This is a genomic window from Brachybacterium squillarum M-6-3 (genome assembly GCF_000225825.1).
Classification (GTDB): domain Bacteria; phylum Actinomycetota; class Actinomycetes; order Actinomycetales; family Dermabacteraceae; genus Brachybacterium; species Brachybacterium squillarum.
The window spans coordinates 135,486-149,202 of the sequence record NZ_AGBX01000008.1 but is presented as its reverse complement, the minus strand read 5'-3'; the positions used below and the strand labels follow the sequence as shown (position 1 = coordinate 149,202).

The window sequence follows — 13,717 nt, the reverse complement described above, 5'->3', positions numbered from 1 at the left end:
ACCTCCGCCAGAAGAAGTTCCACCGAATTCAACAAGGAGAGTCGTGGCGAATGACCCTTTGAACCTCGACACGTCTGCCGAGTGGTCTGGTCTCTGGTGGCTGCCGGACGAGCCTGAACACCAAGTCCCCGGCGTGCTCCGGTACGAGCCTAAAGACGGCTTGGTGCTCTCGCTGATCGGAACGTTCGAGGACCGCATCATGTCGATTCCTTCGCCTGGCATGACTGTGTTCCATGAAGGGAACCGGAGCTGGGACGTGATCCACGGTGCGGCCGAGCAGCGCGAAGTCACCCTGCTCGGCTGTGTCCCGAACGGCGGGAAGCGGACCATGTTCGCGCGGGTGAAGAGCCCCGACAAGCAGACCGTGGTGGCGACGACCGCGATCATTGGTGCGCACATCAGCGGTGAGGACGACGCAGCGTTCTCCGCGGCCGAGGTCTCGGTTGAGGACCTTGGGCTTTGGGCCGCTTCGTCGGTTTTCGAGGGATTCCTTGGCGCATCGGATGGCAAAATCGACGGGACCGGGAGTATCTCCGTCAAGCCGGTCGAGGCTCAGTCGGTCGTCGTCGATGGGACCGAGTTCCGCCTTGATCACCGGCACACGCTGCCGTTTTTTGACCAGCGCAAGGGCGGCACAGTGGGACGCATGCGGGATTCGGCGTTTGTGCGAGCCGTTTCGGCGGAGACGAGTTCCGTGAGCGGTGCGCTGGCGACGGCGAGCCTGGTGCAGGACCTCATCTCGCTCGCAATGCACCGCGCCGCCGGCGTGATCTGGCTGCGCTTGGAGGTGGCTGAAAGCGGCTCTGTGGTGGCTAACGACGATGTTGTTATGCCGCCGCGGTACGCGGACGTGCTCTATTCGCCCGTTGCTCTCGGCAAGCACGACGCCAAGACCGTCGAACACCGCCGTGTCTTCTTCACCTGCGATTCGCTCCCATTCGAGGAGGTCTTACCCCGCTGGTGTGAGGCGCACGGTCGTCTGGAGGCGGCCACCAACATGATTCTGGGCCTCCGGTATGCGCCGGCCCGCTACGTCGAGAACAATCTCTTAACTGCCGTCGGCGCAGCCGAAGTACTGCACAGAGGCCTGGGCATTGACGAAAAGCCATTCCCTGCGGATGAGTTCACGACGATGCGCAACGCGATGCTCGACCTGGTGCCGCAAGAGCACCGCAGTAGGTTCAAGGAAGCCCTCCGCAACGACCCCACGCTGCGGGACCGGCTCCACGCACTGGCCGCGCGCCCCGATCAGGAGGCGATCGCACTTTTGATGCCGGACGTGGGCAGATGGGCGGGCCAGACCACGCGCGCACGGAATGACTTGGCGCACGAGGGCAGGACCCCTAATCACTCGATCGAAGAATTGATCGCCATCGTCGAAGTGACGACCGCGGTCGTGATCCTCAACGTGCTGCACGAGCTTGGGTTACCCGCTGAGCATCAGCGTAAGATCGTGCGGGAGCATCCGCAGCTCAGGGCGACAGCCCGCGCGGCGCGTGAGCGGCTAGACGTCATGGACGCGGGTGATTGAGAGCTCGCTTTCGGTTCAAATTTCGCTGGGTTCAGTGACGATCTGAACAGCGTCAGTCCGCCGTTGGCATCGCGCGCGGGGCTCAATACGAAAGATTCGTCGCGGGGTAGCGTTACGGCCACGGTTGCTGCAGCGGGGGCTGATGCGCGATCAGGTGTCAGCTGGGGTTAGGCCGCCAGGCTGACGATCGGGTTCATGATGGTCTCGTATTCGATGGGGGGTCAATCGGCCCAGTCGGGCTTGTCCGCGGCGGTGGTGGTAGTAGGTCCGCTACCAGGATTCGACCGCAGAGCGATGGGGTGCGAGGCAGGCGGAGACGCACATCGGCGAGATCCGGTCCGCCATCGAGCGCATCGCCGCCGATCCACGACGCGCCCGATCGCGGGACGACGTCCGCCGTGCCGTCATGCTCGGACAGTCCGCGCACCCCCTAGTCTGACCCGATGGACGCCGCAGCCCTGTTCGACGACGCCCGGCGGCGGCTCGACGGCACACCCCGGGAAGCCCTGGGGCGACGCGAGCTGCCGGGGCGGGTGCGGAGCGCCCTCGGGGCGCGCCCCCGCATCGTGCCCGCGGGGGAGGCCTGGCGGCTCGGCATCCTGCTCCTCGCCGACGACGCGGTGCTGGCCGCCGGTGAGATCCTGCGTGCTGCTGCCGAGCGTCGTCGCGGGTTCACCTCCGAGGCCTCCCGGCGGCGGGCGGAGCTGCAGGCGATGTGCGCCCGCGGCGGCTTCGCCGAGGGTGCCACGGTGAACATCGACTCGACTCCCCTGGATCTCGACCTCCTCGCTGCGGGCGGGCGGACGGGACCCCTCGAGATGCGGGGCACGCAGGTCCTGGTGCACTGGACCCCCGGTGCGGATCCGATGTCGCTGGAGGCCTATCTCGACGAGCGGATCCGCCTGCTCCCCGACCTGTGAGCGCGCAGCAGCGCGGCCGGCAGGGCGCTCCCGTCTCGCACGAGTCCAACGTTTCCGGCACGCCTTCCGAGACGGTCGCGCGGTCCCTATCCTCGAAGTGCTTGACGAGTGAACGACCATCGTCGGGACCGCCGCTCACCGCGACCACCAGGGGGCCACCGCCATGTCCGACCCGAGCCGGGAGCTGGACAGCCCCGATGACCGGATCGGGGACGACCTCGACGAAGCCGAGCAGGTGACGGGGGAGCAGGAGGAAGAAGCCGTCGCCTTCGCCACCCAGTTCCTCACCCGGGTGATCCGGCTCCGCGGCGTCCGCATCGACCGCGAGCCCTACCTGCGCCAGACCCTGCGCACCATGAAGGTGTCCGACGCCCTCATCGAGCAGTCCATCCAGGGCACGCCGCTGCAGGCCGGGATCCCGCTGAGCGACCTCGATGCCCTCGCCCGCACCGTGATCGCCTTCGAGACCAACAAGTCCGCCGCCCTCTCCTTCGCCTCCGGGCTGCCCGGCGGGCTGTACATGGCGGCGACCGTGCCCGCCGACGTCACCCAGTATTACGTGCACGCCTTCCGGGTGATGCAGAAGCTCGCCTACCTCTACGGCTGGCAGGACTTCATCACCGACCTCGACGAGGTGGACGACGAGACCCTCGCGAGGTCCGCCGTGTTCCTCGGGGTGATGATGGGCGTCGGCGGCGCCTCCAAGTCCCTGGCCGGTTTCGCCGCCCTCTTCGCCGAGCTCCTGCACAGGGCGGACCTGGTGGAGGAGTCGACGCCGGGCGGGCGCATCGCCGCCGCTCATGAGGGGGCTGGGCAGGCGGTCGGCGCCGCGGGTGCCGGGATCGTCGGCGCCGTCGGCAGCGCGTGGGAAGCGACCGGCGGAGCCCGTGACGGCGCCCGCTCGCGAGGTCGGTCGCTCGTGGACTCGGTCCGACGTCGTCGGCGGGCCGACGCCTCCGACGATCAGCCGGTGGACGACACGGACGCGACGGAGCGCGACCCCCGACCGTGAGCCGGGAGTCGCGCTCCGTGGAGATCGGGGAGGGTCAGGCCTGCGTGCCGCCCCCGCCGAGCAGGCGCTGCAGCGGGATGCTGCCGTCCTGCCAGGGCAGCAGCAGCCAGGCGACGAGGTAGGCGACGACGCCGAGCACGGGCAGCAGGAAGGAGGCGAGCACGAGCAGGCGCGCCAGCCACACGTTGATGCCGGTGGCCTCGGCGATGCCGCCGCCGATGCCGCCCAGCAGTCGACGGGGGCCACGACGGAAGGGCAGGCCGCGGATGGTCTCGAAGATGCTGCTCATGGTGACCAGGCTAGTCCGAGCCGTGCACGCAGGACAGGGGGATGGCCCCCGCATCAGGCGGAGGAATGCCCCTTGTCGACCGCGATGACGACACCTGATGTAGGTACATACCCACGAGGGGGGTCGTCATGTCGACGATGTCGGCGCGAGAGTTCAACCAGGACGTCAGCGATGCCAAGCGGAGGGCGGATTCCGGGCCCCTGATCATCACCGATCGGGGAGAGCCCGCCTACGTTCTGCTCACGATGGCGGACTACCGACGACTGGGCGAGAGCGGAGAGGATCTGCTGGACCGTCTGAGCATGGACGACGACGTGGACGAAGGATTCGAGCCGCCGCGGGTCGATCCAGGACTTCGTCGGGTGCCGGAGCTGTGAGCCACCTGCTCGACACGAACGTCATCAGTGAACTGCGCAAGCCTGCCGGGCGTGCATCGGACCAGGTGCGTGACTGGGTCCGTGGGCAGCTCGCCTCCACGCTGTTCCTCTCCGCGATCATGATCCTGGAGATCGATCTCGGGATCCGTCGACGTCGCCGACGTGATCCGGAGCAGGCGGATCTCCTGCAGCGCTGGCTCGAGGGCGGTGTGCTCGCGACCTTCGACGGCCGCATCCTTCGCGTCGATGTCGCGGTCACGCGTCGGGCGGCGGCCCTGCACGTCCCCGATCCACGGCCCGAACGCGACGCCCTGATCGGCGCCACGGCCCTCGTGCCCGATCTCACCGTCGTCACGCGGAACGTCTCGGACTTCTGCACCATCGGGGTCGAGATCCGCGACCCGTGGTCCTCGTCCTGACGAGGGCCCGAGGGACGGCGGCGGACTGGGTCACGAATTCCGGTGCCGGGACAGGCGCAGGTGGCACCCTCACCTACGCTGGCGACATGCCCCCTTCTTCCCCGAGCACCAGCGCGCCCGCCACCGTCGAACCCCTCGCCGACCTGCGGGTGCCGCATCATCCGCTGGAGGACGTGCTGGGCGTGCTCACCGGCACCTTCCTCGCCTCGCTCGGGCTGTACCTGCTGGAGACCGCCGGGGCCGTCACCGGCGGCACCGCGGGCCTCGCCCTGCTGCTCACCCACGCCACGTCGCTGCCGTTCGCGGTGCTGTTCCTTCTGGTGAACGCCCCGTTCTTCGGGCTCGCGATCTGGAAGAAGGGCTGGTCGTTCACGCTGCGCACGGCGCTGTGCGTCGCCATCGTCTCCGGCTTCAGCGTGCTGCACGAGCGCTGGCTGCACATCGCGCAGATCCATCCGCTGGAGGCCGTGATCGGCGGCAACCTGCTGGTCGGGGTCGGGCTACTGATCGTGTTCCGCCACGGGGCGAGCCTCGGCGGCTTCAACATCCTGGCTCTGATCCTGCAGGAGCGCGCGGGGCTGCGCGCCGGCTACGTGCAGATGGCCCTCGACGTCACCGTGATCCTGCTGGGTCTCCTCGTGATCCCCTGGCCCTGGGTGCTGCTGTCCGCCCTCGGCGGCGTGGTGCTGAACCTGGTGCTGGCCCTGAACCACCGGCCCGGCCGCTACCGCGCCTGAGCTGCCGGTCATAGGCTCGGACCGTGCCCACCATCGAGCTGGAGACCTGGATCCCGGCACCGCCGGAGCGCTGCTTCGCGCTCAGCCTCTCCCTGGACGCGCACCTGGCCACCATGCGGGAATCGGGGGAGCGGGCCGTCGCCGGGGTCACCTCCGGGAAGATGGGCCCCCGGGACACCGTCACCTGGAAGGCCCGACACCTCGGCCTGCCGGTCACCATGACCACCCTGCTGCAGCGCCGCAACGCGTGGCTGCGAGCAGAGCTCACCGGAGCGGACCGTCCGGGGTCCTGATCAGGTCGGCCCCGTGGTCACACCTGGCCCGGCACCTGGCCTCGCGCCCAGGCCTTCCACTCCAGCCCGCACCAGCACCAGCACCAGGGCGAGCGTCCGCAGCAGCATCCACCCGATCGTCAGCGCCATGAAGAGGATGTAATGGGGAGCGGGGAAGAGCCGGCGTCCGTCATGAGCCCGAAGACCATCGCGAACATCATCAGCGACCCCGCGGTCGAGGCGGCGTCGAGGCACAGGGCGGCCGTGGCCAGCCCGGAGGTCCCGGGCGTGGAAGGGTCCGACGGCGCGGCGCGGTGACCCGCGGCCGGAGCCGGCGCCTGCTGCGAAGCGGGCGCCGGAGCGGGTGCGCCCGGAGCCCGGGCCGCGGGTTCCGGGACGGGGGAACCGGAGGCGCCCGGGGAGCGGGAGGTGTCGGGGGAATCGGTCGTGTCGGCGACCGTAACAATGTCGGCCCCTGTTCTTCCCCGGGGGTGCACCGGCGAAACGGGGCAGTGCTGACAGCACGGGGGCGTCGGGGTCGGTGGGGACGCTTCTGCCGCTCGGGAATCGTCGGCCGCGTTCCGGACGAAGACGGCGAACCCGGACAAGCGGTGAACACGATGTGGTCACAGGCTGAAGGAATGCTGGGAAAATGCTTGTGACGTGGCACACTGGCGCGGTCAACGTTGAGATCTTCGACCGCAGGGGGACCAGTGGAACGCCAGGACGGCGGCACGGACGGCACCGATCCGAACGGCCAGCAGGACCCGTACGGCCAGCCGTACGGACAACAGGGTGAGCAGGGCGGACAGCCTTTCGGGCAGTCGAGCGGGGCCTGGGGGCAGGGCTACGGCGCGCAGCAGGGCGTCGGCGACGGCTCCCAGCCCTCCTGGGGCGGTGACGCCTCGGCGTCCTCCGGCTACCCGGCGTCCGACGGCGGCTACCCCGGGTCCGGCAGCCCCTCCTCCTACCCGTCCTCGGGCGGCTCCGCACCGCAGGCGCCCCAGTACGGCGATCCGCAGTACGGCACCCCGCAGGGTGGCGATCCGCAGTACGGCGCACCCCAGTACGGCTCCCCCTCCCCGCAGGGCCCCGAGTTCGGCACCGGCGGCTCCCAGGCCCCGGACTACGGCAGCGGCGCCTATCCCGCGGCCGGCAGCCCCTCCTCCGGGCAGGCCCCGATCGCGGGCGGCCCCGGTGACGGCGGCCCGAAGAAGTCCAAGCTCGGCTGGATCCTCGGTGGCGTCGGCGGCTGCCTGGTGCTGCTGCTGATCGTGGTGCTGATCATCGTGTTCGCGGTCCGCTCCGGCGGGGGCGGTGGCGAGGAGTCCGGTGGCGGCGGCGGGGGCGGCGACACCAGCACTGCCGCGGACCTCCCCCCGGAGGAGGCCATCCCGGCCGCTGCGACCGCCTACCTGCAGGCGATCGCCGACGCGGACGCCGAGACGGCCTTCAGCTACCTCGACCCCGACTACGGCACCACCCAGAGCATCCTGATGACAGACGACGCCCTCGCCGCCTCCGCGGAGCAGGCGCCGATCACGGGGATCGAGGCCACGCTGTCCGGTGACTCCGTGGGCGACGCCGGCTACGGCGATGCGAGCGTCAGCTACGTGATCGGTGAGACCGAGGTCAGCGAGACCTGGAGCTTCTTCGAGGCCGACGACGGCAGCTGGAAGCTGTACGGCGGGACCGGCTCGCTGTACCTGGACAGCCTCGCCGGCCTCGGCGCCACCGTGAACGGCGTCGCCATCGAGGACGAGACCGACATCGAGGTGTTCCCCGGCTCCTACACCGTCGCCATCGACCAGCAGTACCTCGACCTCGACGGCGAGGCCACGGCGCTGATCAGCGCGCCCTCCCAGAGCGGCGACTTCTACGAGCTGGAGGCCGTGCTCAACGACGAGGGCACCGAGTACGCCCGCGGGCTGGTGCAGGATGCCGTGAACGCCTGCCTCGAGGAGACCACCCGCGACTCCGGCTGCGGGCTCTCGATCCCCGAGACACTCTCCGACGGCACCGAGATCGCCGAGGACACGGTGGAGCGCTCGCTGCCCGACACCACCCAGGCCACCCTCGACGAGCTCGAGTTCACCACCGAGTACGACGAGCCGACCACCGTGACCAGCGAGTCCATCGGCTCCGTCGACATCACCGCCGAGTGCACGCAGGGTGACCAGAGCGGTCGCTGCGAGATCCTGATGGGCCCCTCGCTGGGAACCGCGACCATCGACCTGGCCGCGGAGGAGCCCGAGGTGCTGTGGGACTGACCTCGCACGACGCCGAGATGCCGGGGATGACGGCCGCCGAGGTGGCGGCCGTCATCCGCTGTCTGGAGGCCCGCCAGGTGACCTATCAGGTCAACGGCGGCTGGGCCGTCGACGCCCTGGTGGGCCGCCAGACCCGGCCCCACGGGGACCTCGACGTCTTCTGCGACGAGACGGAGGTCCCGCACCTGCTGGACTGGCTCTCGCGTCGCGGCTACACGATCACCGAGGACTGGCGGCCGGTGCGGGTCGAGCTCACCGCGGGAGACTCCCGGGTCGACGTGCACCCGATGCGGATCCTGCCCTCGGGGGACGGGATCCAGCAGGGCCTGGGCGGGGAGACCTTCACCCATCCCGCCGCCTCCCGCACGGTGGGCAGGATCGGCGATGAGCAGGTCCTGGTCGCGGACGCCGCGCGGCTGCGTGAGCTGCGCCAGGGCTACAAGCCCCGCCCCGAGGACCTCCACGACCTGCGCCTGCTCGACGCGATGCAGGACGGTTGCGCCTGACGGCGGTGGGGGCGGGTCCGCCCCGTCCACGCCGGGGCAGGGGACGGCGCCGGACACCGCCCGGGATCAGCCCGGCACCCGCCCGGGGGATCCCGCCGCGGTCGGATCAGCGGCGCCGCAGGAGCAGGCGCCCCTCGCGGACGTCACGGCGGAGCTGGTCGGGGAGGACGGCGAGGGGCCACCGGCTTCGACGTCGCGGTCAGCTACACCCTCGGCGAGGAGACGGTCGCGCAGACCCGGGCGGTCCGCGGACCCGCGGACGACGGGGAGCACGGGATCGAGTCGGGGACCGGCACGCTCTCCATGGCGGGCCTCGAGGGCATCGACGGCGTCGAGCTCAACGGCCTGGACGTCGCCACCGAAGGGGACTGCCCGGGTGCGGCTCCCGAGTACGAGGCCTTCCCCGGGGCATACGTGGTCTCGCTGCCCGGCGAGTACCTGACGATCGAGGGGGAGACGACGGCCGTCCTGGACGGGCCCGACGCGACCGCCGACTTCCAGGGCGCCTCCCTGAAGATGACCGAGGGCAGCATCGAGCGGAGCCTGACCGATGACGCCCGGTCGACGCCGAGGCGACGCGGGACGGCCGGACCGGACGCGGCCGGACCACCGGGGACAGCACCTCCCTGGGGGCGCCCTCGATCGACCTCGCGGCGGAGGACCCCGAGGTCGTCCGGGACCGACGCCGGCCCGGGCCCCGGTTCCGGCCGCCGTGCTGCTCGATCCCGCCGCGCACCGGTCGTCGCGCTCGGCCGAGAGGTCAGGCCCGGCCGTCCTCCTCGCGCAGCCGCGGCTCCACCCGACGCCCCGGGTGGAAGCCGGACTTGTCGGCGTAGAACGCGCGGATGCGGTCCATGTCCGCCGTGAGGTCGCCGCTCGGCTGCCAGGTGGGGCCGAGCCCCGTGGTCATGGTGGTGCGGTCGACGTAGCCGAGCGTGAGGGGCATGCCCGCGGCGACGGCGATGCGATGGAAGCCCGACTTCCAATGGGTGTTCCCGGAGCGGGTGCCGTCGGGGGTGACCACGAGGCCGAACACCTCGCCGCGTCGGGCCAGCTCCACCACGTCGTCCACCACGCGGGCCGGGTCCGCGCGGTCCACCGGGATCCCGCCCAGCGCCCGCATGATCGGGCCCCGCCAGCCGTGGAACAGGGTGTGCTTGCCGAGCCAGCGCAGCCGGACCCCGAGGCGCCAGGCGATGGCCAGCATGAACACGAAGTCCCAGTTCGAGGTGTGGGGCGCACCGATGATCACGGAGGGGCGCGACGGGGCCGGCTCCGAGGAGAGCGACCACGGGGAGCAGGCCCAGAACGCGCGGGCGAGGAGGCGGCGCAGCATGGGTACACGGTAGAGCAGGGCGGTTGGGAGCACCGGCGGCGACCACGAACGGCGGCCCGGCCCGCGGCTCCCGGGCGGCATGCCCTCCGACGCGGTGCCGTTCCCACCCGGCGGTGCTCCCGGCCACGAGGGGTCCCGACCGTCCGGTCCCGGACCCCACCGGGCCGGGTCGTCCGTCGGTGCGCTTCCCTAGACTGGCCGGGCCCGCCGGACGGCGACGCGCCCGCTGCCCGGGGTGCGGATCGCCGCTCCCCGCACCCCGCTCCCGGGGTGCCGACCCCCGAGGAGGCCCCCGTGGACGCCGACATCATCGTGATCGGAGCGGGCCTCGCCGGCCTGCAGGCCGCCCGGCGCCTGCAGCGCTCCGGCCGTCGGGTGAGGGTTCTCGAGGCCGAGGGGTCCGTCGGCGGGCGGGTCCGCACCGACCGGATCGACGGGTTCCTGTGCGACCGCGGATTCCAGGTGCTGAACCCCGCCTACCCGGCCGTGCGCGCCTGGGTCGACACCGACGCCCTGGACCTGCAGCGCTTCGGCGTCGGCGCGGCGATCCGCGACCGCGACGGGATCTCGGTCCTCGCCCACCCGCTCCGCCACCCCCGGCAGCTCCCTGGCACCCTGCGCAGCCCCCGCCTGGATCCGCGGGACGTGCTGGCCCTCTCCCGCTGGCTCGGCCCGACGCTGCTGCGCGCCACCGTCTCCTCGCGGTCCGCCGCGGACGCGCCCCTCGGCGCGGCCCTCGACCACGCGGGACTCACCGGGCCGCTGCGACGCCACCTGCTCGACCCCTTCCTGGCCGGGGTGCTCGCCGAGGATGCGCAGAGCACCTCCGCGAACTTCGTGCGGCTGCTGCTGCGGTCCTTCGCCCTCGGGGCCGTGGGACTGCCCGCCGCCGGCATGCAGGCGCTGCCCGAGGGGATGGCGGCGGACCTGCGCGATCCCGTCCGGCTCTCCCGCCCGGTGCGGTCCGTGGCGACCCGCGCCGACGGCGTCACGGTGGGCACCGACCACGGCCCGCTGCACGCCCGGGCCGCCGTCGTCGCCGTGGACCCGGGCGCCGTCCCCGGTCTCACCGCGCTCCCCGCGCCGCCGATGCACGGCCTGGTCACCTGGTGGTTCTCCGCCCCCGAGCCGCCCCGCCGGGGACGGTTCCTGCTGCTGGACGCCTCCGGGGCCGGGGGGCGCCCCGCCGGACCCGTGCAGGACACCGCGGTGGTCTCCGAGGTGGCCCCGAGCTACGCGCCCGCCGACCGGGCCCTGGTGCAGGCGACGACGCTGCGACCCGCCGCCGGCGAGCCCGCCGACGAGCAGGCCGTGCGCCAGCACCTCGAGCACCTCTACGGGGTGCCCACCCGCCGCTGGGAGCTCGTCGTCCGCCACGATGTCCCCCATGCCCTGCCCGCCCAGCCGTCCCCGCTCGTGGACCGACGCCCGCAGCGGATCGGCCCGCGCCTCTGGGTGGCGGGGGACCACCGGGACACCGCCTCGATCCAGGGGGCCCTGGTCTCTGGCGACCGCGCCGCCCTGGACGTCCACGCCGTGCTGGACGGCGCGGCGCCGGCCGACCGGGACGGCCCCCGTTCATGACGGGCGCCCCGCTGCGGCTGGTGCTCCCGCACCAGCTGTTCGCCGAGCACCTCGCGGCCGATCCCGGGACCGTGATGGTGCTGCTCGAGCACGACCTGCTGCTGCGGCAGTACGCGTTCCACGCCCACAAGCTCGTCCTGCACCGCGCCTCGCTGCTGCGCTTCGCCCGGCGGCTGCGCGGCGCCGGCTTCGAGGTGGTGCATCTGCGCAGCGAGGCCGCGACCTCCAGCCGGGAGCAGCTGCGCTCCCTGCTGCGCGAGCGGGATCCGGAACGGCTCACCTGGTTCGACCCGGTCGACGACTGGATGGAGCAGGACCTCGACGCCGCCGTCCAGGGCGCCGGACTGCCCGGGGAGCGGATCACGGTGCTCGAGAGCCCCGGGTTCCTCACCGACCGGGCGGACCTCGACGAGTGGTTCTCCGCCCACCGCGCCCGCATGCAGGACTTCTACACCTGGCAGCGCCGCCGCCTGGACGTCCTGCTGGAGGAGGACGGCGAGCCCGTCGGCGGGAAGTGGTCCTTCGACCCCGAGAACCGCAAGAAGCTGCCCCGTGACAACACCCCGCCCTTGGTGGGGATCTTCGCCGGGCACCCCGCGCAGCGCCAGGAGGGCACCCTCGACCTGCCGGGCGTGACCGTCCCCGCCGACCAGGACGCGGACGCCGAGGCCCCGGACGACGGGGGAGCGGCCGACGTCCGCGCGGCGATCGCCTGGGTGTCCGAGGAGTTCCCGGACGCCCCGGGGGACCCTCACGCGTTCGCCTGGCCCACCACCGCGCAGGAGGCCCGCGCGCACCTGGACGAGTTCGTCCGCGATCGCCTCGTGGACTTCGGTCCCTACGAGGACGCGATCTCCGCCGCCCACCCCTTCGTGCACCACTCCCTGCTGACCGCATCCCTGAACATCGGGCTGCTGGACCCCCGCCAGGTGCTGCGCGCCGTCCTCGAGGACGCGCTCGAGCAGACCCCGCTCGCCTCCCGGGAGGGCTTCGTGCGCCAGCTCATCGGCTGGCGCGAGTACATGCGAGCCCTCTACCGCACCCAGGGCCGGTCCCTCCGCACCCGCAACCACCTGGGGCACACGAACACCCTCGGCCCCGGCTGGTGGGACGCGAGCACCGGCCTCGCCCCGGTGGACCTCGCGATCTCCCGGGCGCTCGGCACCGGGTACGCCCACCACATCGAGCGGCTCATGGTGCTCGGCAACGCCATGTGCCTGCTGCGGGTCCACCCCGACGAGGTGCACCGGTGGTTCATGGAGCTGTTCATCGACGCCTACGACTGGGTGATGGTGCCGAACGTCCACGCGATGAGCCAGTTCGCCGCGGGGGACGTCGCCACCACCAAGCCCTACGTCTCCGGCAGCAACTACCTGCGCACCATGTCCGACCTGCCGCGCGGGGACTGGGAGGCCGACTGGGACGCCCTGTACTGGACCTTCGTGGACGACCACCGCGAGGTGATCGGCGCGAACCCCCGCTCCCGGATGATGCTGCGCGCCCTCGACGGCCAGGAGGGGTCCACCCGCCGCGGGCACCGCGAGCGGGCGGAGGAGATCCTGCGCGGGGAGCGGTACGCGCGGCTGCTGGGCAGGGGCCCCGGATCCGGGGACGACGGGTGAAACAGCTCTGGGCCGCGGTGGACCTCGCGGCGCGGCTCGACTCCGTGCTCTGCGCGCTCGTGGCCCGGGAGGTGGATCGGGGGAGGGCCCGACGGCCGGAGCCGGAGCCACGGGAGATCACGACGCGGGAAAGTCGGGTGCACCCGCCCGAAGCTCCGGCGATGCCGCCGACCGCCTGAGCCGCCCCGCCTCCCGACGACTTTCAGGCCAGCGACAGGAACAGCTTCTCCATCGTCTCCCGCTCAGAGGGCTCGCCGCCCTCGGCGAAGCACTGCTCCATGCCGGAGGCGATGATCGCGAAGCCCGCCCGGTCCAGGGCCTTCGAGGCGGCGGAGAGCTGCTGGACGACGAGCTTGCAGTCCTCGCCTTCCTCGAGCATCCGGGTGACGGCGGCGAGCTGCCCCTGCGCGCGACGCAGGCGGTTGATCACGGGCTTCATGTCCGCGGGGTCGAGTTCCATGGGGCTCCGATCAGGCAGGGGCGCCGAAGGCGCACAGCGGGGACGACGCCGCTCAGCATATACCCCACCCGGTATGTTGCATACCCCCAGGAGTATGTGTCATGGTGGGTCCACCTCGCCTGGCGAGGACCGACCGACCGGCCTTGCCGGCGACCACCCCGAGAAGGAGACCCCTCATGTGCCGACCGGCCACCTGTTCCACTTGCGGCAAGACCACCTGGGCCGGCTGCGGGAACCATGTCGACGCCGTCCGCGCGACCGTGCCCGACGCGCAGTGGTGCCGCTGCGACCGCTCCGAGCAGGCCGCGGCCCCGCGGACCGGAGGGTTCCTCTCCCGCCTGCTCGGGCGCTGAGCGCACCGACCTCTTCCCACCGACTCCCG

The 13,717-nt window shown here is 71.9% G+C and carries 16 protein-coding genes and 1 pseudogene; 13 read left to right on the top strand and 4 right to left on the bottom strand.

What is annotated here, in order from left to right; all coding sequences use genetic code 11:
- The first annotated feature begins 43 nt into the window (after positions 1-43).
- The 4 genes and pseudogenes from OM98_RS14060 (at position 44) to OM98_RS14905 (ending at position 3,463) form a co-directional block, all read left to right on the top strand.
- Complete coding sequence (locus OM98_RS14060; protein ID WP_010535275.1) at positions 44-1,531, top strand: ApeA N-terminal domain 1-containing protein; 1,488 nt, start codon at positions 44-46, stop codon at positions 1,529-1,531.
- Between the two features lie 283 nt (positions 1,532-1,814).
- A pseudogene (locus OM98_RS15705) lies at positions 1,815-1,970 on the top strand (hypothetical protein); the annotation flags it as partial.
- Between the two features lie 4 nt (positions 1,971-1,974).
- A complete protein-coding gene (locus tag OM98_RS14055; RefSeq protein WP_010535274.1) occupies positions 1,975-2,451 on the top strand; it encodes a hypothetical protein in 477 nt (158 codons plus the stop codon).
- A gap of 163 nt (positions 2,452-2,614) precedes the next feature.
- Positions 2,615-3,463, top strand: coding sequence for a hypothetical protein (locus OM98_RS14905; protein ID WP_010535273.1), 849 nt, complete (start codon positions 2,615-2,617; stop codon positions 3,461-3,463).
- Positions 3,464-3,497: 34 nt separating this feature from the next.
- Here OM98_RS14905 and OM98_RS14045 read toward each other — a convergent pair whose 3' ends face one another.
- Positions 3,498-3,752, bottom strand: coding sequence for a PspC domain-containing protein (locus tag OM98_RS14045; RefSeq protein WP_010535272.1), 255 nt, complete (start codon positions 3,750-3,752; stop codon positions 3,498-3,500).
- Between the two features lie 128 nt (positions 3,753-3,880).
- On the opposite strand from OM98_RS14045, the gene OM98_RS14040 reads away from it, so the two are divergent.
- From OM98_RS14040 to OM98_RS14025, 4 genes are all read left to right on the top strand, one after another.
- Positions 3,881-4,129 carry a type II toxin-antitoxin system Phd/YefM family antitoxin gene (locus OM98_RS14040; RefSeq protein WP_010535271.1) on the top strand — a complete coding sequence of 83 codons (249 nt, stop codon included), beginning with the start codon at positions 3,881-3,883 and terminating at the stop codon, positions 4,127-4,129.
- Positions 4,126-4,548: a type II toxin-antitoxin system VapC family toxin gene (locus OM98_RS14035; RefSeq protein ID WP_010535270.1), complete on the top strand. Its 423-nt coding sequence runs from the start codon at positions 4,126-4,128 to the stop codon at positions 4,546-4,548. Before OM98_RS14040 ends, OM98_RS14035 begins: the two co-directional genes overlap by 4 nt.
- 86 nt (positions 4,549-4,634) lie before the next feature.
- The gene (locus tag OM98_RS14030) at positions 4,635-5,285 is read left to right on the top strand and encodes a YitT family protein (protein ID WP_010535269.1); all 651 of its coding nucleotides are present in this window, start codon (positions 4,635-4,637) and stop codon (positions 5,283-5,285) included.
- 23 nt (positions 5,286-5,308) lie between these two features.
- A complete protein-coding gene (locus OM98_RS14025) occupies positions 5,309-5,578 on the top strand; it encodes an SRPBCC family protein (protein WP_010535268.1) in 270 nt (89 codons plus the stop codon).
- Here OM98_RS14025 and OM98_RS16400 read toward each other — a convergent pair whose 3' ends face one another.
- Positions 5,579-5,707, bottom strand: coding sequence for a hypothetical protein (locus tag OM98_RS16400; protein ID WP_280990805.1), 129 nt, complete (start codon positions 5,705-5,707; stop codon positions 5,579-5,581).
- A 563-nt stretch (positions 5,708-6,270) separates the two neighbouring features.
- Here OM98_RS16400 and OM98_RS15700 point away from each other — a divergent pair.
- Together OM98_RS15700 and OM98_RS14010 are read left to right on the top strand one after the other, a co-directional pair.
- Positions 6,271-7,827, top strand: coding sequence for a nuclear transport factor 2 family protein (locus OM98_RS15700; RefSeq protein ID WP_010535267.1), 1,557 nt, complete (start codon positions 6,271-6,273; stop codon positions 7,825-7,827).
- Entirely contained in the window at positions 7,818-8,333 is a 516-nt protein-coding gene (locus tag OM98_RS14010; protein WP_010535266.1) for a nucleotidyltransferase domain-containing protein, read from the top strand. The genes OM98_RS15700 and OM98_RS14010 overlap by 10 nt, the downstream gene beginning before the upstream one ends.
- 760 nt (positions 8,334-9,093) lie before the next feature.
- Here the strand turns inward: OM98_RS14010 and OM98_RS14000 are convergent.
- On the bottom strand, positions 9,094-9,669 hold the full coding sequence (locus tag OM98_RS14000) for a 1-acyl-sn-glycerol-3-phosphate acyltransferase (RefSeq protein ID WP_010535264.1): 576 nt from the start codon (positions 9,667-9,669) through the stop codon (positions 9,094-9,096).
- Positions 9,670-9,963: 294 nt separating this feature from the next.
- Here OM98_RS14000 and OM98_RS13995 point away from each other — a divergent pair, with 294 nt between their 5' ends.
- Complete coding sequence (locus tag OM98_RS13995) at positions 9,964-11,253, top strand: NAD(P)/FAD-dependent oxidoreductase (RefSeq protein WP_010535263.1); 1,290 nt, start codon at positions 9,964-9,966, stop codon at positions 11,251-11,253.
- Positions 11,250-12,875: a cryptochrome/photolyase family protein gene (locus OM98_RS13990; RefSeq protein ID WP_010535262.1), complete on the top strand. Its 1,626-nt coding sequence runs from the start codon at positions 11,250-11,252 to the stop codon at positions 12,873-12,875. The genes OM98_RS13995 and OM98_RS13990 overlap by 4 nt, the downstream gene beginning before the upstream one ends.
- A gap of 202 nt (positions 12,876-13,077) precedes the next feature.
- On the opposite strand, the gene OM98_RS13980 is transcribed toward OM98_RS13990, so the two are convergent.
- Positions 13,078-13,335 carry a metal-sensitive transcriptional regulator gene (locus OM98_RS13980; RefSeq protein ID WP_010535260.1) on the bottom strand — a complete coding sequence of 86 codons (258 nt, stop codon included), beginning with the start codon at positions 13,333-13,335 and terminating at the stop codon, positions 13,078-13,080.
- Positions 13,336-13,511: 176 nt separating this feature from the next.
- Here OM98_RS13980 and OM98_RS15960 point away from each other — a divergent pair, with 176 nt between their 5' ends.
- A complete protein-coding gene (locus OM98_RS15960) occupies positions 13,512-13,688 on the top strand; it encodes a hypothetical protein (protein ID WP_010535259.1) in 177 nt (58 codons plus the stop codon).
- The last annotated feature ends 29 nt before the right edge of the window (positions 13,689-13,717 follow it).